Genomic DNA, 24977 nt, shown 5'->3' with positions numbered 1-24977 from the left:
ATGAGCGACATGATCAAAATCGATTCTGACGGCAAGGTTAACTTTAACAACAATGTCGATTACTGCGTCGGAACAGGACGCTTAGGGCTGGCTCTTACAGAGGAATATCTTAAAGAGCTTAAATATGTTCAGGATATGATCGGTTTTTCTTTTATAAGAGGACACGGTCTGTTTTCCGATGATATCTCCATCTATCATGAGTATGAAGAAGACGGAGAAACAAAGGTTGAATATAATTATACGTATATAGACAGGATCTTTGACAGCTACTTAAAGTTGGGAATTCGTCCGTACCTTGAGCTTGGCTTTATGCCGGAGCAGCTTGCGAGCGGAACCCAGACTATCTTTTACTGGAAAGGAAACACCACACCGCCCAAGGATTATAAGAAGTGGACGGATATGGTTATAGCTCTTTTGCAGCATCTTATGGACCGCTATGGTGATGAAGTTGCAACATGGCCCATAGAAGTATGGAATGAGCCCAATCTTGCCGGCTTTTGGTACGAAGCCGATATGGATGAGTATTTTAAGCTCTTTAAAGAGACATTTTATGCGATAAAGAAGTTTGATTCACGTTTTATGGTCGGAGGCCCCGCAATCTGCGGAGTTAAGGATGCCGAATGGATAGAAGGCTTTTTAAAGCTTTGTAAAAAAGAGGGTATCCGTCCCGACAGGATAACGAGACATCATTATACGGTTGATTTCCCCGAGAGGATCGGGCATTATGATTATTCCACATTGGAAGACAGCGAGATGCGTTTTGACAATCTTAAGTCTACGCGCGATATAGTTGATTCTTTTGAAGAGTATAGAGGTCTTCCGATTCATCTAACGGAGTTTAGTACTTCTTATACTCCAAAGGGTGTTATTCATGATACGAATATCAATGCGGCTTACCTTGCAAGGCAGCTTTCAAGACTCGGCGATGTAAACGAAGCTTATTCGTATTGGACTTTCGGAGATGTGTTTGAAGAGCAGGGAGTTCCTGATTCTCTTTTCCACGGAGGTTTTGGAATGGTCGCCGCGGGCAATATCCCCAAGCCGACTTTCTGGACATTCTATTTCTACAAGCAGCTTAAGCTTTTTGGAAGTGATTGTGTATATAGGGATGATAATTCTGTTATAGTTAAAAATGACAAAGGATTTAGCGGAATTATTTGGAACATAGATGAAGAGGATATAGAGAGGCAGTATTCGTTTGACCTTGATCCTTCATCCGAGTACACGCTGATAAAAAAGATTGTTGATGAGTCTACATGTAATCCGCTTAAGCTTTGGCACGATATGGGTGAGCCCGCATATCCTACGGACGATGAGATCGAGATGATCAAGAGCGGCGCTAATCCGCTTGTTTCAAGTTCCGTTGTCGCAGGTAAGAGCGGCGCGGAAGTTTCTTTTGAGGTTAAAAAACACGGTGTTGTCTATTTTACTCTTACAAAGAGAAATTACACACCGGATCGCGGATATGATTATGATAAAGTGATATCTTTTCACTGATATTTTTTATGAAGGGGAGTATATGAAAAGTAAAGACGACATTAGGAAAGAACTGCTAAAGAAAAGAGATATTCTGACTTCGGAAGAAGTTGAAGCTAAGAGCAGAGCGATTTTTGAAAAGCTTGTGAATAATGAAGCCTACAAAAACGCAGAGAATATTCTTATTTACGCTTCATTTTTGACTGAAGTTAAAACGGATGAGATCATTCTCGATGCGCTCAGCCTTGGGAAAAATGTCTTTTGCCCAAAGGTTACGAACAGGGATCTGGGCTTTATGAAGTTTGTTAGGATATATGATACTTCGGAGCTTTCGGAAGGTTATTTTGGAATCAGAGAGCCTGAAATATCGGAAAATTCTGAGATCTACACTTCTTCGCCGAACACACTTGTGATAATTCCGGGAGTTGCCTTTGATAAAAAGGGTAACAGGATTGGCTACAAGGGCGGTTTTTACGACAGGTTTTTGGCCGATCACAATGAAGCTTATAAAATTGCGATAGCTTACAGTTTTCAGATTTTGGACGAAATTATTCCCGAAATTCATGATATTCCTGTAAATGAGGTGATTTGTGAGTGATTTTCGGATATAATGTATTGAAGATTTTGATTTTTGAATCTGAAGAATTAAAAAGGATGGGAGTATTAAATGGAACTTATTGAAATATGCAAACGTGCCAAAGAGGTTAAGTACGAAGTTCAGAATCTTTGCACGGATAAAAAGAACAAGGCACTGCTTGCCGTTGCGGATAAGCTCGAAGCAAAGGCGCAGGGTATAATAAATGCCAACAAGAAAGATTACGAGAACGGTGAAAAGAACGGAATGCATCAGGGGCTTCTTGACAGACTCCTTCTTGATGAAAAGAGGATTAAGGCTATGGCTGACGGACTTCGCGTTGTAGCCGAGCTTCCCGATCCCGTAGGCGAGATCACCGAGGAATTTGAAAGACCTAACGGACTTAAGATAAAGAAAGTAAGAGTTCCTATGGGCGTTATCGGAATAATCTACGAGGCTCGTCCCAATGTAACCGCAGATGCATTTGCGCTTACTTTTAAAGCAGGAAATGCGGTTATTTTAAAGGGCGGAAGCGATGCAATCAATTCCAATATCGCTATTGCCAATACAATGAGAGAAGCTCTTACAGATGAGGGAATCAATCCCGATGCGATCCAGCTCATAGAGGATACGGACAGAAGCGTAACTACACAGTTCATGCAGATGAACGGTTATGTTGACGTTCTTATTCCCAGAGGAAGTGCCGGACTTATCAGAGCAGTTGTTGAGAATTCAACTATACCCGTTATTGAGACAGGTACCGGTAATTGCCACATCTATGTTGATAAGGCTGCCGATCTTGATAAGGCTATTACCATTATAATCAATGCCAAGACTCAGAGGATTGGTGTATGTAATGCCGCTGAATCATTGGTTGTTCACGAGGCCGTTAAGGACGAGTTTCTTCCTGAGTTTGAGAAAGCGATGAAGGAGCATAACGTAGAGATAAGAGGTGACAAGGATAGCACGGCTGTAATGAGTTCAGCCAATCCCGCCACTGAAGAGGACTTTGGAAAAGAGTACCTTGATTACATTATCTCTGTTAAGACGGTTAAGGATGTTGATGAAGCTATCGCTCATATCAACAAATACAACACAGGACATTCCGAATCCATTATCACAGAGGATAAAGAGGCGGCTCAGAAGTTCCTTGACAGAGTCGATGCTGCTTGCGTATACGTTAATGCTTCGACCAGATTTACGGACGGTTTTGAGTTCGGATTCGGTGCCGAGATCGGAATCAGCACACAGAAGCTTCACGCGAGAGGACCTATGGGCCTTAAAGAGCTTACATCATACAAATATCAAATTGTGGGAGAAGGACAGATCAGGGGATGATAGAAAACGAAATGGAGTTACTTGAAGCAAAGAAACATATCATAGCGGTTTCGCGCGAGCTCCACGAAGTCGGATTGCTCGTTCGAACCTGGGGAAACATAAGCCAAAGAATTGATGATAACAGTTTTTTAATAACACCTACGGGAATCAGATATGAAGACCTTACACCCGACATGATCTGTGAGGTCAAGATATCAGATCTTTCTTGTAAGGGAGATTATGCGCCGTCAAGCGAGACGGCTGTTCATGCGGCAGCATATAAAGCAAGAAAGGACGCGGGATTTATTGTCCACACGCATCAGGTGTACGCATCATGCTGCAGCGCACTTGGTCAGAAGAAGATATATACATATTTTGACGATGAGGATATTGTTGTTCCTTGCGCTCCTTTTGCGCTTCCATGGACAGACAAGCTTGCTCAGAATGTCGGCGCCACACTTGAAAAATACAGTGATGCGCAGGGAATAATCATGGCCAATCACGGCGCACTCTGCATCGGAAGAGATTCCAAGGAAGCTATTTATGTTGCCGAGAAGCTTGAGGTTTCCTGCAACAACTTCCTTATCGATGTATGTAAGACGGATATGACTCACGGAGTGGAAGAGGGCTATAGCAGTCATCTTGAAAATGGACATATAGTCTATGATATTCACGATACTCCGAACAGAGTTAAGGATATTCACAAAGAGATATATGCAAAACGTCCCGATGTCAGATATATCATACACAATAAATCGGAGGCTGTTGTAACCGTATCGAGAACGGCAACACATATGAGACCTCTTTTATATGATTTTGCACAGCTTATCGGATACAGTATCAAGGTGCCCAGCAATGAGCACGGTAAGGACGGAATGAATTACCATAACATCAAAAAGAATGTAAACGCCGTTTTTGCGCTCAATGACGGAGCTTATTGCCTCGGTGTTACTTATGATGATGCCATGGATGCTTCGATCGTTCTTGATAAGGGATGTATTGCACATCTGGCTGCGCTCAGGCACGGAGAATGTCACTATCTGTCTATCTTTGATTGCATAAGGATGAACAGGCTATACAGGAATAAATATTCCAAGCTTGCAGATATGTACAAGCATAACAAGGAGAATGAATGATAAAGAGGCCAAAGAGTATAGGTCCAGGATCCGTTATCGGTATTACCGCACCTTCTTTTGGTTGTGCGAGAGAACCGTACAGCTATCTAATAGATGTTGCCATTGAGAATATTACTAAAAGAGGCTATAAGATCTTGGAAGGCAAGACAGCCAGACTCGGTGACGGAATCGGAATCAGCACCGATCCCAAAGTGGCGGCTATGGAGCTTACAGAGTTTTACAAAAGAGACGACATAGATGCGATAATCTCTGCGGGCGGCGGCGAGCTCATGAATGAGACAATAACTTATGTTGATTTTGAGGAGCTTAAAAGTGCAGAGCCCAAGTGGTTTGTAGGCTATTCAGACAATACCAACTTTATTTTTCCTCTTGTGACCATTACAGGCGTTCAGGGAATTTACGGACCTTGTATTTCGGGCTATGGTAAGGTCTTTGAAGCTACGGAAGAGGATGCGTTTGCTCTTTTGGAAGGAACTAAGAACGAATTTAAGGGCTATGACAGCTTTGTAAAAGAGCCTGAGAAGACAGATGAATCTGAAGCGGAAGCTTTAGACGATACGGAGCCTGAAGATGATCTTTTTTCAAAGCCGAGAGAAGAGATCTTAAAAGTTTTGCGCGAGTATAGATTTGAATTAAATGAAAAGAAGGTTCTGACTTCTTTTTCATGTGACGGAGGAAAGGCTGTTAAGCTATCTTCCGGCGATAAGGTAAGTGCCTCCGGAATTCTATTGGGCGGCTGCCTTGAAGTTCTTGAAAACCTTGTCGGTACAAGATTTGACAGGGTAAAAGAGTTTAAGAAAGAAAATAAAGATATTATATGGGTTCTTGAAAAGTGTGAAATGAACCCGATGAGCTACAGAAGGAGTCTTTGGAACCTTAGAGAAGCAGGCTGGTTTGACGGTGCTGCCGGCTTTATAATAGGTCGCCCCGGAAACTTTTTTGACGGCGACATGATGGGAGTAGACAGATTTAATGCTGTTACAGATATACTTACACCTATCGGAGCTCCGATAATAATGGATGCCGATATAGGACATGTCAATCCCATGCTTCCCGTGATAATGGGAGCTGATGCGCATGTTACAGCCGCCGGAAATGACCTTAATATCAAATATCTATAGATTAAAAGCCATATACACCCTGACTTTATGACGAGCCGGGGTGTATTTTTGTTCCCACTTTTCTTTATCTGTGCTAAAATATGAAGAAGACAAAGCTTTTACAAATCGCTTTAGGGAGGCATATATTAACAATGGCTGCTAATAAAAAGTATGTTGCTTACGTTTCAAGCTACACATCCGGACTTGGTTCTGATTACGGAATCAGAATTTATGATGTAGATCTTAAGAAAGGCAGACTCACCGAGAAACAGAAGGTTGAGATCACCAATTCTTCTTATATAGGAATCGCACATAACAAAAAGACATTATACTCGATCACCGACGAAGGTGTTGAGGCTTATCATATTGAGAAGGACGGAAGTCTTAAGTTCCTTAACGAGGCTTCTATCAACGGTATGCGCGGATGCTACGTTAATATGGATCAGCAGGATAATTATCTTATCACCGCAGGTTATCATGACGGTAAGGTTACGATCCTTAAGCTTAATAAGGACGGAAGCATCGGCAAGATAACAGATGAGAGATACCATAAGGGACTTGGTACAGCTGCGGGCAGAAACCATGTTCCTCATGTTCAGTGTATCAAGGTGTCCAAGGACAATCAGTATCTTCTTGCGGCAGATCTTGGTATGGACAGAGTTAATGTTTATAAGCTAGATCTTGAGACAGGTAAGATCAAGGAAGTTGACGTTATTCACTGCGATCAGGAATCATCACCCAGACATATGCAGTTTTCCAAGGATGGAAAATTCTTGTATGTTTGTCTTGAGCAGAAGTGTGCGATCGAAGTTTATGAGTATGTAGATAACAACGGCGATCCCGATTTTAACAAGGTTCAGTCGGTTTCATGTTCCGATGAATCCGATTCACTCGGCGTGGCAAGCAGCGCGCTTACTTTCTCTGAGGACTACAATTACCTTGTAAGCTCAACAGCAGGAGAGAATAACGTGATCGTATTTAAGGTTGATAAGGATACGGGACTTCTTACGAAGCTTATCCAGCTTCCTGTTGCGGGAGAGTATCCCAAGGATGCAGCTCTTTTCCCCGATAACAAGCATTTGGTATCACTCAACCACGAGTCTGATTCAATGACTTTCTTCCATGTTGATATGAAGGCGGGAACGATCGTTATGAACGGACCTGAGCTTCCGATACCCAGACCTAACTGTATAGTATTCCATCAGCTTGAGGATTGAAATTAATAAAAACTATTAAAGCCGCAGGAATCTGAGTTTTTAGAACCTGCGGCTTATATTATTTCTGTTATTGTAGTATCAGAATATATGCTTTATTTCTTGTAGAAGTTTATGACATTTTCTGCCTTGGCATACATATTGGATATCATGAGGTCCAAAAGTGTGATGGCGCACATGCTCTCAACAACGACAACCGCTCTCGGAACTACAACGGGGTCGTGACGGCCTTTGATATTGATCTCGATATTTTCACCGTTTTTGTTTACGGTATTCTGAGAAGCAGCGATGCTGGGAGTCGGCTTTACATGGGCTCTTAACATGATGGAAGAGCCATCGGACATTCCTCCGAGTATTCCGCCTGAGTGGTTGGTAGCTTTGGCTACTGAGCCTTCTTCCATAATAAATTCATCGTTGTTTTCAGAACCGGTATATTTTGAAACTTTTGTGCCATCACCAATCTCGATTGCTTTAACGGCACCTACACTCATAACGGCTCTTGATAGAAGAGCATCAAGTTTATCAAAAACAGGTTCTCCGATTCCTGCGGGAACTCCCGTTATCTTACATTCTATGACACCGCCTATAGAGTCACATTCGGCGCGTTTAGCCGCAATAAGCTCCATTGCTTTTATATCTGCATCTCTGTCAGGCATTGAAGTGGGAGTTGAGCAGATCGCGTCCTTATCAAACTTGGAATCGTCAATCTCGACATCTCCGATAGAACGTGTATATGCGCATACATCGATGCCCATTTGCGAAAGAAGCTTTTTGCAAAGAGCTCCTGCGGCAACTCTGCCTATCGTTTCTCTTCCCGAAGATCTTCCGCCTCCTCTGTAATCTCTAAAGCCATATTTCATATCAAAAGGATAATCGGCATGACCGGGGCGATAGTAGCTTGCAATCTCACTGTAATCTCCAGAGCGCTGAGAAGTATTCTCAACAAGCATTGAGATGGGGGTTCCGGTTGTCTTACCTTCGAATATTCCGGATAAGATCCTTACCTTGTCATCCTCTTTTCTTGAAGTTGTAGCGGCGCTTGTTCCGGGCTTTCTTCTGTCAAGGAGCTTCTGAACGTCTTCTTCGCACAGCTCCATGCCTGCAGGGAAACCGTCTATAACCACTCCCAGAGCGGCTCCGTGAGATTCTCCCCATGTTGATATTTTGATATTGTTTCCGAGAATTGAACCTGACATTTTAGTTCCTCATTTCCAGTATTAGTTGTCTTTCTATATCATAATACATTACCTAGGGCAAAAAATGTAAAAAAAGATGAAAACGGTACAAAAATGTTATATAATATATAAAGACTTTGATTAAGGCATAATATCGAAATATGAGGGGATTTCCGATATGAACGCTAGTAATCTACAGATGAAGCTCACCTTTAAGAATAAGGTGGTTTCAGCCGTTAGTAAATTTAACAGGAAGCATAAGGCTTTGTCCTTTTTAGGCATCGCTTATGCGTTATTTGCGATAACTGTTTACAATATTCTGTTTTATTTTTACAGAAATGCAAAGAGGCATATTTGTCTTGCGTGTATCTTACTGTTCTTTGTCTTCAGCAGCAGCTTTTCTTATCCTGCTATGTCCCTTAACATCAGTTTTGCTACAGATATGAGTATAGAGGATTATTCGGCCGATGATTCTATAAGTCTGTCCGAGACGGAAGTTGCGGAATCAGATGCTGAGCTTGCTGTTGTAAATGATGTCGACAAGACTCTTATTGAAGAAGCTATGGACAGCGTCAATCCCGACGTTGCCGAGGCGGAACACATGAATCCCGAAAAGCAGGCATCACTTTCTCAGATCTTGGAGTCTGCCGGCGATTCCGATGATACATCAATAGAAAATACTGCCGATGATGTAGAGTCTAACTCTGAAAAAGCAGATCCTGTGACAGAGTATTTTTCACAGTTTACGGAAACAGGTAAGGTTTTTGACAGCAACGAATGGAATATCATTCTTGTCAACAAACAGCACCCGATACCCGAGAATTACGAGTTTCCTCTTGGAGTTATCAGCGGAAGCATGAAGTGCGATGAGAGGATCATCTCACCGCTTCTTGATATGATGAGAGCGGCAAGCGCCGACGGTGTTAGTCTTATTATCTGTTCTCCTTACAGAGATCGTGACAGACAGACAATGCTTTTTGACAACAAGATTGACAGATACATGGATGGCGGAATGTCTTATATGGAAGCTTATAACCTTGCGTCTCAGGCTGTTACGGTTCCGGGATCTTCAGAGCACCAGATCGGACTTGCGATTGATATCATCAGTGACAATTATTCCAACCTCGATGAGGGATTTGGCAATACACCCGCCGGAAAGTGGCTTCACGACAACAGTTACAAGTATGGATTCATATTAAGATATCCCGAGGGAAAAGAGAAAATTACAAGTATTGAGTACGAACCCTGGCATTTTAGATATGTGGGGGTTGACGCAGCAACGATTATCTACGAAAATGATATCTGCCTGGAGGAATTCTGGAATACATACGTTAAGTAGAGGATATATATGTACAAAATAATTAAAAAAGACGGAAACGCCAAGAGAGCTGAATTTACTACCGTACACGGAGTGATTCAGACTCCCGTGTTTATGAACGTTGCAACGGTTGCGGCAATAAAGGGCGGTGTTTCCACTTATGATCTTGAAGGTATAGATACTCAGGTGGTTTTGTCCAACACCTACCACCTGCATTTAAGACCGGGAGATGATCTGATCTACAGAATGGGCGGGCTCCACAAGTTTATGTCGTGCGATAAGCCTATTCTTACTGATTCAGGCGGATTCCAGGTCTTTTCTCTTGCTAAGACAAGAAGGATCAAGGAAGAGGGCGTTTATTTCCATTCGCATATTGACGGACATAAGCTTTTTATGGGACCTGAGGAGAGTATGAGAATACAGTCGCACCTTGGTTCCACTATCGCGATGGCTTTTGATGAATGTCCTTCAGCCAAGGCTGAGCATGATTATGTTCAGATGTCTGTAGACAGGACAACAAGATGGCTTGAGCGTTGCAAAAAAGAGATGGACAGATTAAACGGACTTCCTTACACGGTCAATCCGAATCAGATGCTTTTCGGTATCAATCAGGGAGCAATCTTTGATGACATAAGAATTGAACACGCCAAGAGGATCAGTGAGATGGATCTTGACGGTTATGCTGTCGGCGGACTTGCGGTCGGTGAGAGCCATGAGGAAATGTATCATGTTCTTGAAACTACGGTTCCTTATCTTCCGGAGAACAAACCCACATATCTGATGGGTGTCGGAACACCGGCCAATATTCTTGAAGCGGTAGACAGAGGAATAGACTTTTTTGACTGTGTTTATCCAAGCAGAAACGGTCGTCACGGTCATCTTTATACAAAGAGAGGCCATATCAATATTTTAAATGCAAGATATGAATATGATGACACACCGATTGAAGAAGGATGTAAGTGTCCCGCATGTACGAGATATTCCAAGGCCTATATAAGACATCTTCTTAAGGCCGGAGAGATGCTTGGAATGAGGCTTTGTGTTCTTCATAATCTCTATTTTTACAATCATCTTATGGTTGATATAAGAAATGCCATTGAAAAGGGAGAGTATTCGTCCTTTAAGAAGCAGATGATCGAAGGAATGCAGGAATTTGACGGCGCTGAATCAAAAAGTAAATACAACATCGCCGTTAATTGGAGAAAAGGTTGAATTTAGCTTTTCTTTTTAGTATTATTTATTGGTGTATATTAAACTAACTAATACTTGGAGGATGTTATGGTATTATTTTTAACAGCTCAGGAAGCCGGAGCCGGCACTCCTATTTACGGAACATTGGCTATATATGCGGTATTCATGGTAGCTATTTACTTTTTGATGATCCGTCCCGGAAGAAAAGATCAGAAGCAGAAGGCACAGGTACTTGCTTCTCTTGATATCGGTGACAGTGTTAGAACAACAGGCGGATTCATCGGTACAGTTATTGATATCAATGATGATATGGTTATTGTTGAGTTCGGTAACAATAAGAATTGCCGTATACCTATGGTAAAGGATGCGATCGTTGAGGTTGAGAAGCCCGAGGATGCAACCGTTAAGGCAGACAGCAAGGATGCCAAGGATTCCAAGAAAAAGTAATCACTTTCGAATTCTTAAAGCCTGATTGGCATGCCAATCAGGCATTTGTTCTATAATAGAAATTTATTAAATTAACTTACTAAAGCATCAAGGGAGTCATTATGAAAATGAACATTACTTGCATCCCGGGTGACGGAATTGGACCCGAGATTGTTACAGAGGCCAAGAAGGTTCTCGATAAAGTTTGTGAGAACTTTGGTCATGAGATTGAATACAAAGATATTTTGATGGGCGGATGCTCAATAGATGTACACGGAGTTCCTCTTACAGACGAGGCAATTGCCGATGCCAAGGCTGCCGACGCGGTTCTTATGGGATCGATCGGAGGAAACACATCAACATCTCCTTGGTACAAGCTTGAACCACAGCTTCGTCCCGAGGCAGGACTTCTTAAACTCCGCAAGGCACTTAATCTTTTTGCCAATTTAAGACCTGCATATCTTTATCCTCAGCTTAAGGACGCATGTCCTTTAAAGGAAGCCGTTGCAGAAGAGGGTTTTGACATGCTCATTATGAGAGAGCTTACGGGTGGTCTTTACTTCGGAGAGCGCAGTACAGAGCTTAAAGACGGAGAGATGGTCGCAACAGATACACTTACATACAAAGAGAGTGAGATCAGAAGAATAGCGATCAGAGCTTTTGATGTTGCAAGAAAGCGCAGAAAGAGCGTTATCAGTGTAGATAAGGCCAACGTTCTTGATTCTTCAAGACTTTGGAGAAAAGTAGTCGAGGAAGTTAAAAAGGATTATCCCGATGTGACTTTAGAGCATATGCTCGTAGATAACTGCGCAATGCAGCTTGTTAAGAACCCTGCTCAGTTTGACGTTGTTCTTACAGAGAATATGTTCGGAGATATTCTATCCGATGAAGCCAGCATGATCACAGGATCTATCGGAATGCTCTCAAGCGCATCCTTAAATGATACAAGCTTTGGACTTTATGAGCCCAGCCACGGCAGTGCTCCCGATATCGCGGGAAAAGATATCGCCAATCCCATTGCAACGGTTTTGTCTGCTGCAATGATGCTCAGATATTCATTCAACCTCGATAAAGAGGCTGATGCCATTGAAAAGGCAGTTGAGAAAGTACTTGAGGACGGTTTTAGGACTGTAGATCTTTTACCTAAGGGTGAAGAAGATAAGTTTACACTTGTCGGATGTAGCCGGATGGGAGACCTTATTGCTGAACGAATCATTTGTAGCAAAGAGTGAAAAAAGAATATATGACCTGTTACCGCATGAACCTGAGACAATCGGTGTAACCTTGTTTATAATCGGTATGGCCGTCTATTATCTGTGGCGTATGTTTGCGATTACTCCTCAGTATGATGAGCTTTATACTTTTTATACTTTTATAAGTAAAGGACCGGTATATTCAGCAATTCATTGGCCGCTTCCGAATAACCACGTAGGATATTCGGTTTTGTCTGCGATACTCAATGTTTTCGGTAATCCGTATATCGGACTTCGCGGTATTTCTTATATCTGCGCGGTTTCAAACCTTATTCTTGTCTACAGGATATGTAAAAGATACTACGCTCACGGACTTCCGCTTGGTGCGGTGTGCTTATACAGTGCAATGCAGATTGTTAATGAGTACAGTGTTCAAGGAAGAGGATATACGCTTGCGACAACATGTTTTTTGATAGCGATCTATGTTATCGGTGACATTTGCAGAATCGGTGAGGATGATACGTTCCCTTATGCCAAGCTTACCATTGCGCTTGTGCTCGGATTATATACCGTTCCCAGCAGTATTTACTGGGTTATTCCGGTCAGCTTGTCGGCAGTTCTTTTTCTTGTTATCAATGCATACAGAAGTAAGAGCGTTTACACCAAGATAGGGGATAATATTTATTATAAGAAGCTGCGTTCCCTGGTTATTTCGGGAATAGTAGCGGCGGCCATCACATTCTTTTTATATCTTATTATTTGGCTCGCGATCGGTTCCAACCTCTTGGTGAAAACCGAAGATTCCGGATTCTATGGTATGTCTCACGTAAGTGTGCTCCTTCATGCTCCGTTTAAAGCGGCCGGAACAGGAATTAATTACATGCTTTCGCAGCCTTATATTCAGAGTGTCAGTGCCGCAGAGTTTAAGGCCAGATACCCGGGCTGGATCATGAGTCTTTTTGAATATATGATCCCGAGAGGCGGAGCAGTACTTCTGATTTTTGTTATTATAAGCTTGGGATGTCTTTTTTATGAGTGTTTCAAGCATTTTGAATACAGCAGAACGGTCATAAACCTTGTTGTTATAGTAAATGTGCTTTTTATAGCGATTGTATTGATCCTTCAGCGTAAATTGCCTTATCTTAGAGTGTTCAGCTACAGTGGTTTTATTTTTACCCTGTGCTTTTGCACTGTAATGGAGAGGCTTATCAATGTGACGGTAAGACTGTACAACAAAAAGAAAATGGCCGGAAACTGGGATGCTTCTTTACATCCCGAAAATGAGAGCATTGAAAAAAGCGGAAAGTGGTACGGCGGACTTGGCGTCTATCTTCCGATGGCGTTCATGCTGCTTGTGTTTATCTGCAGATTCTTTAGTCCTTCGTACAGCATGCAGCTGGGCGGACGAGAGAATGAAGTGTTCAACATTCTGTATATTGCGGATGTTCCGATCCGAGACAATATGGCGGTGCTTGACTGTGATCAGCAGTATCTTCTAAAGTTTGGATGGGACATAAATTGCAATAAGATGGATGTTACCGATTCTGATTGTGTTATTCTTGATAAGAATATGATGACTCCCGGATACAGCGGTGATGATTTCTGGAAGTTCTATCAGACATATGAGACCATTGATTGGGATTATTTGAATACACTTCATGTTTTATATGAAAATGAGAATTTTATTCTATATATCAAGTGAGAAAAAGGAGAAATGTTATGGCTATGAATAGTGACAGAGTTATGGAAGGTTTACAGCAGGCTCCTCACAGAAGCTTGTTTAATGCTCTCGGATTTACCGAGGAAGAAAGAAAAAGACCGCTTATCGGTATTGTTAGTTCATACAACGAGATTGTTCCCGGTCATATGAATCTTGATAAGATTACTGAGGCTGTTAAGCTTGCGGTTGCGGAAGCCGGTGGAATGCCTGTCGTTGTTCCCGCTATCGCTGTTTGCGACGGTATTGCCATGGGACATATCGGAATGAAGTATTCACTTGTTACAAGAGATCTTATCGCTGACAGTACGGAATGTCTTGCTACAGCACATGCTTTTGACGGAATGGTATGTATTCCCAACTGCGACAAGAACGTTCCCGGACTTCTTATGGCAGCTGCAAGAGTTAATATTCCTACAGTATTCGTTTCGGGCGGACCTATGATGGCCGGAAGAGTTGACGGTCATAAGACATCACTTTCTTCTATGTTTGAAGCGGTAGGAAGTGTTTCTGCAGGTAAGATGACAAACGAAAAGCTCTGCGAATATGAAGAGAAGGCTTGTCCCACATGCGGATCTTGTTCAGGTATGTACACAGCCAATTCTATGAACTGTCTTACAGAAGCGATCGGTATGGGACTTCCCGGAAACGGAACAATTCCCGCCGTATATTCAGCACGTATCCGTCTTGCTAAGCACGCAGGTTACGCTGTAATGAACCTTATTAAGAACAACATTCGTCCCAGAGACATCATGACAAAAGAAGCATTCATGAATGCTATGGCTATGGATATGGCTCTTGGATGCTCTACAAATACAATGCTGCATCTTCCCGCTATTGCTCATGAAGCAGGTGTTGATATTAACATGGAAGTTGCCAATGATGTATCAAGCAGAACTCCCAATCTTTGTCACCTTGCTCCGGCCGGTGCCACATACATGGAGGATCTCAACGAGGCAGGCGGTGTTCTTGCAGTTATGTCAGAGCTTGTTAAAAAGAATCTTCTTAATCTTGATGTTCTTACTGTTACAGGTAAGACCTTGAAAGAGAACCTTGAGGGTGTTAAGAATCTCAATCCCGAAGTTATCAGACCTATTGAGAATCCTTATATGGAGTCAGGCGGAATTGCCGTACTTAAGGGAAATATTGCTCCCGATACAGGTGTTGTTAAGAAGTCTGCCGTTGTTCCCGAGATGCTTGTTCACGAAGGACCTGCAAGAGTATTTGACTGTGAGGAGGATGCTATCGAAGCTATCCTTACAGGTAAGATCGTTGCAGGAGACGTTGTAGTTATCAGATATGAAGGACCTAAGGGAGGCCCCGGAATGAGAGAGATGCTCAATCCCACATCTGCGATCGCAGGTAGAGGACTTGGCTCAAGCGTAGCTCTTATCACTGACGGAAGATTCTCAGGAGCCAGCCGCGGAGCTTCTATCGGACACGTTTCTCCCGAAGCTGCAGTCGGCGGACCTATTGCTCTTATCGAAGAAGGTGATATAATCAGCATCGATATCCCTAACAATGCACTTAATGTTAAGGTATCCGATGAAGAGCTCGCCAAGAGAAGAGAGAAATGGCAGCCCAGAGAGCCCAAGATCACTACAGGCTATCTTGCAAGATACAGAGAGCTTGTTACCAGCGGAAACAGAGGAGCAATCCTTGAGATTCCCGGTACTTCAAAATAATTATATATAAATAGGATGGTATATAAGAAATGCAACTTACTGGTTCACAGATCGTTTTGGAATGTTTGAAAGAACAGGGCGTGGATACCGTTTTCGGTTATCCCGGCGGAAGTATTCTCAATATTTACGATGAGCTGTACAAACAGCAGAATGATTTTTTGCATATCAGAACTTCACATGAGCAGGGCGCGGCACATGCTGCCGACGGTTATGCAAGAGCTACGGGTAAGGTTGGCGTTTGTTTTGCGACAAGCGGACCCGGTGCTACCAATCTTGTAACCGGAATTGCTACCGCATATATGGATTCTGTTCCCATGGTTGCGGTTACGTGTAACGTTAATCTGCCTCTTCTTGGAAAAGATACTTTCCAGGAGGCTGATATTGCAGGAATCACGATGCCTATCACCAAGCATGGCTATATTGTAAAAGACATTAAAGAGCTTGCTTCCACTATGAGAAAGGCATTTAAAATCGCTACTTCAGGTCGCCCCGGCCCGGTTCTTGTTGATATCACCAAGGATGTAACAGCCAAGACCTGTGACTTTAAGCCTCTTAAAAATGATAAAAAAGAAGAGCCTAAGAAATCTTATACAGATGAAAACATAAATGCTGTTCTTAAGATGCTCAAGGCTTCAAAGCGTCCTTTTATTTATGTAGGTGGCGGAGCCGTTATTTCAGGTGCTTCCAAAGAGCTTGCAGAGTTTGTTTCCAAATTCAATGCACCTGTTTGCGACACACTTATGGGAAAAGGCGCTTTTGACGGAACAGATAAGCTTTATGCCGGAATGATCGGTATGCACGGAACAAAGGCTGCCAATTTCGGTGTAAGTGAGTGCGACCTTCTCGTTACTCTCGGAGCCAGATTCTCTGACAGAGTTACGGGTAACGCCAAGACATTTGCTTCAAAAGCAAAGATCCTTCAGATTGATGTGGACGCCGCAGAGATTAACAAGAATATCAGAACCAATTATTCTATAGTAGGAGATCTTAAGGAAGTTCTTTCTGATATCAATAAAGTACTTCCTAAGATGGATCATTCCGATTGGGTAGCAAAGATTGATGATTACAAGAAGCAGTTCCCTCTTAGCTATGAGAAGGATAAGCTCACATGCCCTTATATCATCGAAACATTAGATAAGCTTACCAAGGGTGATGCCATTATCTCGACCGATGTAGGTCAGCATCAGATGTGGACAGCTCAGTATTATAAATTCAGAAATCCCAGAACCTTCCTTACATCGGGAGGCCTCGGTACTATGGGATACGGACTCGGAGCTTGTATCGGAGCCAAAGTCGGCATGCCTGATAAGGTTTGTGTAAATATCACAGGCGACGGCTGCTTTAGAATGAATATGAACGAGCTTGCTACCGCTTCCGGATACGGTATTCCTATCGTTGAGATCATTATCAACAACAGCGTTCTCGGAATGGTAAGACAGTGGCAGACTCTTTTCTATGAAAAGCACTACTCACAGACTGTATTTTCCGATAAGGTTGATTATTGTAAGGTTGCAGAGGCACTTGGGTGCAAAGCGATCAGGATTACCAAAAAGTCTGAAGTTGAAGATGCTTTGAAGAAAGCGTTAAATTCAAAAGTTCCTGTAGTGATCGATTGCGTTATAGAAGAGGACGACAAGGTGTTCCCTATGGTTCCTGCGGGCGCTTCTATCAGTGAAGCTTTCGATGCCAAGGATCTTGCGAAGAAAAAATAATATTTATAAATACTTCATTTAAGTTGGGGAAAAAAGATGAAGAGAAAATTTAAGCGGATATGGCTTGTACTTTGGTTAAACCTGGCGGCCATTATAGCTTTGTACATAGCACTTGCGTTTTATTACAGTGAAGGTTTTCCTTGCTGCTGTTGGATAAACGGTGTTTATTGTACAGGAAAGAGTGTTGAAACAGTAAATAAAGAACTTCTTGCTAAGCACGGATACGAAGGCGTCAATGTAATTGACGCCGGAGGAGCCGAGCTTTATATAAGTGCGGAATCCGTAGATTTTAATGCGGATTATACCGAATCACTTAATTCTTTTATTGAGTCACGGAATTCTTTTCTCTGGGGCTATAATCTCTTTCAAAATCTCATTGTAAAAGTTGAACCGAGAGTATCTCTTAATGAAGATAAGCTTCTTGGTTTTGTAAATGATTGGGAGATCTTTTCTGATATAGGAAGTAATGATGTCTATATTGAGAAGGGCGATAACGGTTATATTCTTATAAACGGTATAACCGATGTTCCCAATAAAGAAAAGATAGTAAATACCGTATATCATTGTATGCTTCATCTTGAAGATACAGCCGATCTCGGAGCTACGGAAGGCTGCTATACGGAGGTTGAGGCTACAGAACAGCAGAGGGCTACGATAGATCTTTTTGATAAGGTAAAAGAGCTCCAGGCCTGCGGTATCACTTATGATATCGGAGGTGAGCTGATAAGCTTCGGCCCGTCGGTTGCATCTGATTGGTTTGTGACGGCTGATGAGGTTGATGAATATTTGAATCAGGAAACATCGTCTACGGACCCTGCAAGCGGATTGTTTATCATAGACAGAGCCGTTAGAACATTCCCTTCGGAAGAAGAGATGTATACACTAAACGGTTTTGTATGTGATGCAAATGGAAGTCCGATCCTTAGTGAAAAGAAAATATATGATACTCTGAACAATATCGCGAGGTCGCACAGCACAAAGAGTTTGATCGAGAGATACAGACAGACTCATGAAGGAAGCATTTTGGTCAAAAAGGGAAGTAAAGGTGACGGAAGTCTCTATGATGTGAACGGAGAGTTTAACTATCTCGTTGATAAGTATGTTTCCGGCGATATCTCTGCTGAAGAGAGCAGACCCCTTTCTTATTATGATTCTGTTGCCTCTTATGATGCTGCGACTGAGCTCGGTGATACTTATATAGAAGTAAATATGAGCGAGCAGCTTCTTTCTTATTACGTAAACGGTGAGCTTAATATGCAGATGCCTGTGGTTACCGGAAATATCAACAGAGGAAGAGGAACGCCGGCAGGACTTTTTAATGTCTATAATAAAAGATATCACACTTATCTTAGAGGAACCGATTATGTTTCTTATGTAAATTATTGGCTTGGAGTTAATAAAGGCGTCGGAATTCATGACGCAACATGGAGAACTCAGGAAGAATTCGGAGGAGATACTTTCAAAAGAAACGGATCTCACGGATGCATAAATTGTCCTTTGGAATCAGTCGAACAATTGTGGAATGTCGCGGAAGTAGGCACTCCCGTCATATTATACTATTAAATTATCCGCTCTTTTATGATTAAAGAAGCGGATAATTTTTTGGTTAAAAACCGATTTGAAAAAATAAAATAACAGAGATTATGTAATGACGTTATTGACATTTTTTTATCTGCGTATAGAATAAAATTATTGAGGCTTTTTAATGCTTTAATATGATAAAACACAGGAGGATACAAAAGTGTCACGAGTTTATAATTTTTCTGCCGGACCGGCAGTGTTACCCGAGGAAGTATTGAAGCAGGCAGCTGCAGAGATGCTTGATTACAACGGATGTGGAATGTCCATCAACGAGATGAGCCACAGATCCAAGACTTTCGATGAGGTTATTCAGACTGCCGAGCAGGATATCAGAGATCTTATGAATATTCCTGACAACTACAAGGTTCTCTTTTTACAGGGTGGCGCAAGCCAGCAGTTCGCTGCAGTTCCTCTTAACCTTATGAAGAACGGCAAGGCTGCATATATCGTTACAGGTCAGTGGGCTAAGAAGGCATACCAGGAAGCTCAGAAATACGGTGAGGCTATCGAGGTTGCTTCAAGTGCCGACAAGACTTTCTCTTACATTCCGGATTGTTCGGATCTCGACATCCCTGAGGATGCTGATTACGTATATATCTGCGAGAACAATACAATCTACGGAACAAAGTTCAAGACTCTTCCCAATACTAAGGGACATGTTCTTGTTTCCGACGTATCATCATGCTTCCTTTCAGAGCCTGTTGATGTTACAAAGTACGGCGTGATCTACGGCGGTGTTCAGAAGAACGTAGGACCTGCAGGTCTTGTTATCGCTATCATCAGAGAAGATCTTATCAGAGATGACGTTCCCGCATTTACACCTACAATGCTTAAGTGGAAGACTCAGGCAGACAACGGTTCACTTTACAACACACCTAACTGCTGGAGCATCTACATGTGCGGTCTTGTATTTAAGTGGCTCAAGAAGCAGGGCGGACTTGAGGAGATGAAGAAGAGAAACGAAGCAAAGGCTAAGATTCTTTACGATTATCTCGATCAGAGCAAGATGTTCAAGGGTACAGTAAGACCTGAGGACAGATCACTTATGAACGTTCCTTTCGTAACTGACAGCGAAGAGCTTAATGCTAAGTTCATCAAAGAAGCTACAGCTGCAGGCTTTGTAAGCCTTAAGGGACACAGAACGGTTGGCGGTATGAGAGCAAGTATCTACAACGCTATGCCTATCGAAGGTGTTCAGAAGCTCGTTGAATTTATGGCTAAGTTTGAGAAGGAGAATTCATAATGTATAAGTACAAATGCATGAACCCGATTGCCAAGATCGGTCTTAATAATTTCACTGATGAGTATCAGGTAGTAGACAATGTTGATGACGCAGAAGGCATTCTTGTAAGAAGTGCCAACATGCTTGAGATGGAGTTCTCTGACAACCTTCTTGCAATTGCAAGAGCAGGTGCCGGAGTTAACAACATCCCCCTTGATAAGTGCGCTGAGCAGGGTATCGTTGTATTCAACACACCCGGTGCCAATGCCAACGGTGTTAAGGAGATGGTTCTTGCTGCAATGCTCATTGCTTCAAGAGATATCATCGGCGGTACAGAGTGGGTTAAGGCCAATGCAGGTGATCCCGATATCGCTAAGCTTACAGAGAAGTCAAAGAAGAAATTTGCAGGAACTGAGATCTTTGGTAAGAAGCTTGGTATCATCGGACTCGGTGCTATCGGTGTCAGAGTAGCTAATGCCGCAAGACAGCTTGGTATGGATGTTTACGGATATGATCCTTATCTTTCAATTGATGCTGCTTGGAGACTTTCTTCAGACGTTAAGCACGTAACCAATGTTGATGATATTTATTCTAAGTGCGACATCATCACAGTTCATGTTCCTGCGCTTGATTCTACAAAAGGCATGATCAATGCGGACGCTATCGCTAAGATGAAGAAGGGTGTTATCCTTATCAACCTTGCAAGAGATATCCTTTGCAACGAAGTTGATGTTCTTGCGGGCATCAATTCAGGCAAGATCCGTAAGTATGTTACAGACTTCCCGAACCCTACAACATCAGGTCATGACGGATGTATCGTTATCCCTCACCTTGGCGCTTCTACAGAGGAGTCTGAGGATAACTGTGCTGTTAAAGCAGTTCTTGAGCTTAAGGATTATCTTGAGAACGGTAACATCAACAATTCGGTTAACTATCCTAACTGCGACATGGGCATCTGCACACGTCCCAGAATCGGAATTTTCCATAAGAACGTTGCCAACATGATCAGCCAGTTCACAACTGCGCTCGGTGATGCAGGCTACAACATCTCCGATATGACCAATAAGTCTAAGGGAGACTATGCTTATACACTTATCGATCTTGAAGATAAGATCACAGACGATCTTGTTAAGAAGCTTACTAAAGTTGACGGTGTTATCAGAGTCAGAGTTGTAAAGAAAGAAGCATAATTATGGCGGATATCAGACCTTTTAAGGCATACAGACCGACAAAAGAAAAAGTGGGAAGAGTTGCGGCTCTTCCCTATGATGTTTTTAGCAGAAAAGAGGCTCTTGAATATGTAAAAGAAAATCCCGAGTCTTTTCTTGCTATAGACAGACCCGAGACACAGTTCGAGCCCGATCATGACATGTATGCGCCCGAAGTTTACAAGAAGGCACATGACATGCTTCATGAGCAGATGGAGAACGGTGTCTTTGTTCAGGACGAAGAAAAGAGTTATTACATCTATGAGCAGACAATGAACGGAAGAACTCAGACCGGTATAGTTGCCTGCGCTTCTATAGATGACTATTTAAACGGAGTCATCAAGAAGCATGAGAATACAAGAGCTGACAAGGAAGAAGACAGAATTAAGCATGTCTATAACTGTGAAGCTCAGACGGGACCTATTTTCCTTTGCTACAGAGAAAATAAGATGCTTTCCGATCTTATTAATAAGGTTAAGGAATTGGATGAACCCGTTTATGATTTTGTTTCCGCAGATGATGTGAAGTCCAGAGTATGGGTTATTGATGACAAAGAGGAGACCGATACAATCAGCAGGATCTTTGCCACCATCGATGCCGTATATATTGCGGACGGTCATCACAGATGTGCATCGGCGGTCAAGGTCGGACTTAAGAAAAGAGAAGAGAATGAAGGAAAGGTTCGCGGTAAGCAGGAGTATGACTATTTCCTCTCGGTTCTTTTCCCTGACAACGAGCTTATGATCATGGACTACAACCGTGTGGTTAAGGATCTTAACGGCCTTTCCAAGGATGAATTCTTTGATAAGCTTAAAGAGAAGTTTGATCTTGTAAAAGAAAATGAAGCCGTTAAACCTGCTAAAAAAGGAGAGTTTGGCCTGTTTATCGATGACGAATGGTTTAGACTTTCCGCTCATGCAGACATATTAAAGAGCGATGCTGTAGACGGACTCGATGTTTCTGTTTTACAGAACGAAGTTCTTTCACCGATTCTTGGTATCGGAGATCCCAGAACGGATAAGAGAATTGATTTTGTCGGAGGAATCAGAGGACTTAAAGAGCTTGAGGATAGGTGCCATAATGACATGAGGCTTGCTTTTTCCATGTATCCCACATCTATTTCGGAGCTTTTTGCCGTTGCCGATGAGAAGAGACTTATGCCTCCAAAGTCAACTTGGTTTGAGCCTAAGCTCTTAAGTGGGTTATTTATTCACGAAATTAATGGTACAATTATCTAAATAACAACAATTTAAGTATTGTTTTTTATTTGGAGGGGACCATAGTGAATAACAGACTGTACAAGATGATGAACTGGCCGGAGATTGAAGAGATTATTTATTCTGACGGAGACGATCCACACAGAATACTCGGAGCACATAAGGTTGGAGGAAACTATCTTGTGCAGGCTTTTTATCCAAATGCGAAGGCTGTAAGTGTTCTTGTTGAGAATACCAAGAAGGCTTATGAGATGGAGCTTGCCGATGAAGCCGGTTTTTATGCGGCTATTGTTCCTTATGTTGACAAGCTTAAGTACAAATTCATCATAACCGATGAAAACGACAAGCAGGAAACTGTTATTGATCCTTATTCCTTCGGACCTACCATGGACCGTGAGGATTTTATAAAGTTCGGTAGCGGTATTCATTACCGTATCTATGAAAAATTAGGAGCTCATCCCATGAGGCGTGGCGGAGTAGCCGGCACGCAGTTCGCGGTATGGGCTCCTTCTGCTGCCAGAGTCAGCGTTATTGGTGATTTCAATAATTGGGACGGAAGAATGTGTCAGATGCACAGACTCGATCCTATCGGAATTTTTGAGATATTTGTTCCGGGCGCCAAGGTAGACGACGGCTATCAATTTGAAGTTAAGACCAGAAGCGGTCACATCTATAAAAGACCCGATCCCTATGCTACAAAATCAAAAGGAGAAAACGGCGTTATTTCCGTTATAAATAAGTTTGCTCCGTTTAAATGGACTGATGAAAAGTGGATCGCCGCAAGAAAGAAATTCGACAAGGACGAGGGGGCTCTTTCTATTTGCGAGCTTTCTCTTGATGCGTTTGCCGAAAGACATGAGCATAAGACTACAATAGAAGAGATAACGCAAGATATCCTGACTTATGTTACGGACCACGGCTTTGATACAGTTGAACTTATGCCTGTTATGAAGCATATTCCCGAGCATTTTTATCATATTCTTGATTTCTTTGCTCTTGATGATGCCAACGGTAAGCCTGAAGAGTTTATGAACTTTGTAAATACCATGCATGAGAACGGAATCAGAGTCATCCTTGATTGGGTTCCAACGTTCTTTCCCAAGGCGTCATACGGACTTAGCGATTTTGACGGTAAAGCTCTTTATGAATACGAAGATCCGAGAGTTGGAATCCATCCCAAATCAGGCGATCTGATATTTGATTACGGTAGAAAAGAAGTTACGAATTTCCTTGTTTCAAACGCTCTTTTCTGGATTGAAAAATATCATGTGGACGGTCTTAGGATATCCGATATCTCAAGGATTCTTTATCTTGACTATGACAGAAAACCGGGAGAGTGGATGCCCAATATCTACGGCGGAAACGAGAATTTGGAGGCGCTTGAGTTTCTTAAACAGTTAACTACTGCCGTACATAAGGATAATCCCGGAGTATTCATGATAACCAAGGAGACGGCATGCTGGCCGCAGGTTACCGACAGTATAGACGACGGCGGACTTGGGTTTGATTATAAGTGGAACAACGGCTGGACGAGAGATTTTCTTTCTTACATGCAGAACGATCCATTGTTTAGATCGGGCCACCACGACGAGCTTACGTTTAGCATTATCTACAGTTATACAGAGCGCTTTATCTTAAGCTTTACGCATGAGGAGCTTGAAAAGGGACTGGATGGTCTGTATTATCTCATGCCGGGTGATTCCAATCAGAAGATGGCAAATCTAAGGCTGGCGCTGAGCTTTATGATGGTTCATCCCGGAAGAAAGCACATATATATGGAACCTGATGCACTCACTGTTGACCAGTCGGTGTTTGTTGAAAACATGCTTTCAAAGCTTAATGCTCTTTATAAAGAGCATCCGGCACTTCATCAGCTTGACAGTGTTGAGGGCGGCTTTGAATGGATCAATAATCTGGCTGCGGATGATTGCATGATCTCTTTTGCACGTAAGAGTTCTGATGAAAAAGAGATTCTGCTCGTTGTTGCCAACATGGCGGGAATCGAGCGTGAATATGAGATAGGTGTCATCGCTGACGGAAGATATACGGAAATTTTTAACAGTGACGATGTCAGCTACGGCGGCTCCGGAATCCTCAATGAAGGCAAGATTGAAGCTAAAAGAAAAGAGGCCGACGGACGCGATTATTCCGTCAGCATAAAACTTGCTCCCGTTTCGCTTGCAATCTTCTCGCTTACTCCTTATACACAGCAGGAGAAGAAGATACGTGCAATTAAGGAAGAAGAGGAGATCAAGAAAGAAAAAGAGCGAGCTGAGAAACTCACCGCTCTAAAAGAAAAGCAGAACGAAGAGGAGCAGAGACTTATTTCGGAGCTTAAGAAAAAATATGAAAAAGAGCTCGCGAACGAGGAAAAGGCTATAGAAGAAAAATATGCCAAGATCGAAGAGGAAAGAATATTTGATATTGTTTCCAAAGAAGCAATAAAGAATATCAATAAGAAAAAGCGCGGCAGAAGAAAAAAGTAATAAAAAAAGAAGGCTGATAAAGCCTTCTT

The 24977-nt window shown here is 42.4% G+C and carries 19 protein-coding genes; 18 read left to right on the top strand and 1 reads right to left on the bottom strand.

Annotation, left to right across the window (positions count from 1 at the left end):
- The 6 genes from BM377_RS02005 (at window position 1) to BM377_RS01980 (ending at window position 6820) form a co-directional block, all read left to right on the top strand.
- Entirely contained in the window at window positions 1-1497 is a 1497-nt protein-coding gene (locus tag BM377_RS02005) for a GH39 family glycosyl hydrolase (protein ID WP_092242917.1), read from the top strand.
- A 22-nt stretch (window positions 1498-1519) separates the two neighbouring features.
- A complete protein-coding gene (locus tag BM377_RS02000; protein ID WP_092242913.1) occupies window positions 1520-2074 on the top strand; it encodes a 5-formyltetrahydrofolate cyclo-ligase in 555 nt (184 codons plus the stop codon).
- Window positions 2075-2143: 69 nt separating this feature from the next.
- Window positions 2144-3388 (top strand): glutamate-5-semialdehyde dehydrogenase, encoded by a 1245-nt coding sequence (locus tag BM377_RS01995; RefSeq protein WP_092242909.1) that lies wholly within the window; start codon window positions 2144-2146, stop codon window positions 3386-3388.
- On the top strand, window positions 3385-4503 hold the full coding sequence (locus tag BM377_RS01990; protein ID WP_092242905.1) for a class II aldolase/adducin family protein: 1119 nt from the start codon (window positions 3385-3387) through the stop codon (window positions 4501-4503). The genes BM377_RS01995 and BM377_RS01990 overlap by 4 nt, the downstream gene beginning before the upstream one ends.
- On the top strand, window positions 4500-5624 hold the full coding sequence (locus BM377_RS01985; protein WP_092242899.1) for a S66 family peptidase: 1125 nt from the start codon (window positions 4500-4502) through the stop codon (window positions 5622-5624). The genes BM377_RS01990 and BM377_RS01985 overlap by 4 nt, the downstream gene beginning before the upstream one ends.
- Before the next feature lie 131 nt (window positions 5625-5755).
- Window positions 5756-6820, top strand: a complete 1065-nt coding sequence (locus BM377_RS01980) for a lactonase family protein (protein WP_092242897.1) — start codon at window positions 5756-5758, stop codon at window positions 6818-6820.
- 92 nt (window positions 6821-6912) lie between these two features.
- On the opposite strand, the gene aroC is transcribed toward BM377_RS01980, so the two are convergent.
- Window positions 6913-8013, bottom strand: coding sequence for a chorismate synthase (gene aroC / locus BM377_RS01975; RefSeq protein WP_092242892.1), 1101 nt, complete (start codon window positions 8011-8013; stop codon window positions 6913-6915).
- 157 nt (window positions 8014-8170) lie between these two features.
- On the opposite strand from aroC, the gene BM377_RS01970 reads away from it, so the two are divergent.
- From BM377_RS01970 to glgB, 12 genes are all read left to right on the top strand, one after another.
- Window positions 8171-9331 carry a M15 family metallopeptidase gene (locus BM377_RS01970; RefSeq protein ID WP_092242887.1) on the top strand — a complete coding sequence of 387 codons (1161 nt, stop codon included), beginning with the start codon at window positions 8171-8173 and terminating at the stop codon, window positions 9329-9331.
- A 9-nt stretch (window positions 9332-9340) separates the two neighbouring features.
- On the top strand, window positions 9341-10522 hold the full coding sequence (gene tgt, locus BM377_RS01965) for a tRNA guanosine(34) transglycosylase Tgt (RefSeq protein ID WP_092242883.1): 1182 nt from the start codon (window positions 9341-9343) through the stop codon (window positions 10520-10522).
- Between the two features lie 66 nt (window positions 10523-10588).
- A complete protein-coding gene (gene yajC / locus BM377_RS01960) occupies window positions 10589-10948 on the top strand; it encodes a preprotein translocase subunit YajC (protein WP_092242880.1) in 360 nt (119 codons plus the stop codon).
- 101 nt (window positions 10949-11049) lie between these two features.
- Entirely contained in the window at window positions 11050-12159 is a 1110-nt protein-coding gene (gene leuB / locus BM377_RS01955; protein WP_092242877.1) for a 3-isopropylmalate dehydrogenase, read from the top strand.
- Entirely contained in the window at window positions 12128-13822 is a 1695-nt protein-coding gene (locus BM377_RS01950; protein ID WP_092242874.1) for a glycosyltransferase family 39 protein, read from the top strand. Before leuB ends, BM377_RS01950 begins: the two co-directional genes overlap by 32 nt.
- A 23-nt stretch (window positions 13823-13845) precedes the next feature.
- A complete protein-coding gene (ilvD, locus tag BM377_RS01945) occupies window positions 13846-15522 on the top strand; it encodes a dihydroxy-acid dehydratase (RefSeq protein ID WP_092243265.1) in 1677 nt (558 codons plus the stop codon).
- A gap of 29 nt (window positions 15523-15551) precedes the next feature.
- Entirely contained in the window at window positions 15552-17234 is a 1683-nt protein-coding gene (ilvB, locus tag BM377_RS01940) for a biosynthetic-type acetolactate synthase large subunit (protein WP_092242870.1), read from the top strand.
- A gap of 36 nt (window positions 17235-17270) precedes the next feature.
- Window positions 17271-18797 carry a L,D-transpeptidase gene (locus BM377_RS01935; protein WP_092242867.1) on the top strand — a complete coding sequence of 509 codons (1527 nt, stop codon included), beginning with the start codon at window positions 17271-17273 and terminating at the stop codon, window positions 18795-18797.
- Between the two features lie 178 nt (window positions 18798-18975).
- Window positions 18976-20058, top strand: a complete 1083-nt coding sequence (gene serC, locus BM377_RS01930; protein WP_092242861.1) for a 3-phosphoserine/phosphohydroxythreonine transaminase — start codon at window positions 18976-18978, stop codon at window positions 20056-20058.
- Window positions 20058-21227 (top strand): phosphoglycerate dehydrogenase, encoded by a 1170-nt coding sequence (locus BM377_RS01925; RefSeq protein ID WP_092242855.1) that lies wholly within the window; start codon window positions 20058-20060, stop codon window positions 21225-21227. The genes serC and BM377_RS01925 overlap by 1 nt, the downstream gene beginning before the upstream one ends.
- 2 nt (window positions 21228-21229) lie before the next feature.
- Window positions 21230-22483 (top strand): DUF1015 domain-containing protein, encoded by a 1254-nt coding sequence (locus BM377_RS01920; protein WP_092242850.1) that lies wholly within the window; start codon window positions 21230-21232, stop codon window positions 22481-22483.
- A gap of 44 nt (window positions 22484-22527) precedes the next feature.
- The gene (gene glgB / locus BM377_RS01915; protein ID WP_092242847.1) at window positions 22528-24948 is read left to right on the top strand and encodes a 1,4-alpha-glucan branching protein GlgB; all 2421 of its coding nucleotides are present in this window, start codon (window positions 22528-22530) and stop codon (window positions 24946-24948) included.
- Window positions 24949-24977: the final 29 nt, after the last annotated feature.

It is taken from the genome of Butyrivibrio sp. INlla21 (assembly GCF_900116875.1).
Classification (GTDB): Bacteria; Bacillota; Clostridia; order Lachnospirales; family Lachnospiraceae; genus Butyrivibrio.
Note: the sequence above shows the minus strand (reverse complement) of the source record. Positions and strands in the feature narration are given on the sequence as shown.

Bases quoted from the DNA above. Each gene is read 5' to 3' on its own strand.
- BM377_RS02005 (WP_092242917.1), top strand. From the start codon at position 1: ATGAGCGACATGATCAAAATCGATTCTGACGGCAAGGTTAACTTTAAC.
- BM377_RS02000 (WP_092242913.1), top strand. From the start codon at position 1,520: ATGAAAAGTAAAGACGACATTAGGAAAGAACTGCTAAAGAAAAGAGAT.
- BM377_RS01995 (WP_092242909.1), top strand. From the start codon at position 2,144: ATGGAACTTATTGAAATATGCAAACGTGCCAAAGAGGTTAAGTACGAA.
- BM377_RS01990 (WP_092242905.1), top strand. From the start codon at position 3,385: ATGATAGAAAACGAAATGGAGTTACTTGAAGCAAAGAAACATATCATA.
- BM377_RS01985 (WP_092242899.1), top strand. From the start codon at position 4,500: ATGATAAAGAGGCCAAAGAGTATAGGTCCAGGATCCGTTATCGGTATT.
- BM377_RS01980 (WP_092242897.1), top strand. From the start codon at position 5,756: ATGGCTGCTAATAAAAAGTATGTTGCTTACGTTTCAAGCTACACATCC.
- aroC (WP_092242892.1), bottom strand. From the start codon at position 8,013: ATGTCAGGTTCAATTCTCGGAAACAATATCAAAATATCAACATGGGGA.
- BM377_RS01970 (WP_092242887.1), top strand. From the start codon at position 8,171: ATGAACGCTAGTAATCTACAGATGAAGCTCACCTTTAAGAATAAGGTG.
- tgt (WP_092242883.1), top strand. From the start codon at position 9,341: ATGTACAAAATAATTAAAAAAGACGGAAACGCCAAGAGAGCTGAATTT.
- yajC (WP_092242880.1), top strand. From the start codon at position 10,589: ATGGTATTATTTTTAACAGCTCAGGAAGCCGGAGCCGGCACTCCTATT.
- leuB (WP_092242877.1), top strand. From the start codon at position 11,050: ATGAAAATGAACATTACTTGCATCCCGGGTGACGGAATTGGACCCGAG.
- ilvD (WP_092243265.1), top strand. From the start codon at position 13,846: ATGAATAGTGACAGAGTTATGGAAGGTTTACAGCAGGCTCCTCACAGA.
- ilvB (WP_092242870.1), top strand. From the start codon at position 15,552: ATGCAACTTACTGGTTCACAGATCGTTTTGGAATGTTTGAAAGAACAG.
- BM377_RS01935 (WP_092242867.1), top strand. From the start codon at position 17,271: ATGAAGAGAAAATTTAAGCGGATATGGCTTGTACTTTGGTTAAACCTG.
- BM377_RS01925 (WP_092242855.1), top strand. From the start codon at position 20,058: ATGTATAAGTACAAATGCATGAACCCGATTGCCAAGATCGGTCTTAAT.
- BM377_RS01920 (WP_092242850.1), top strand. From the start codon at position 21,230: ATGGCGGATATCAGACCTTTTAAGGCATACAGACCGACAAAAGAAAAA.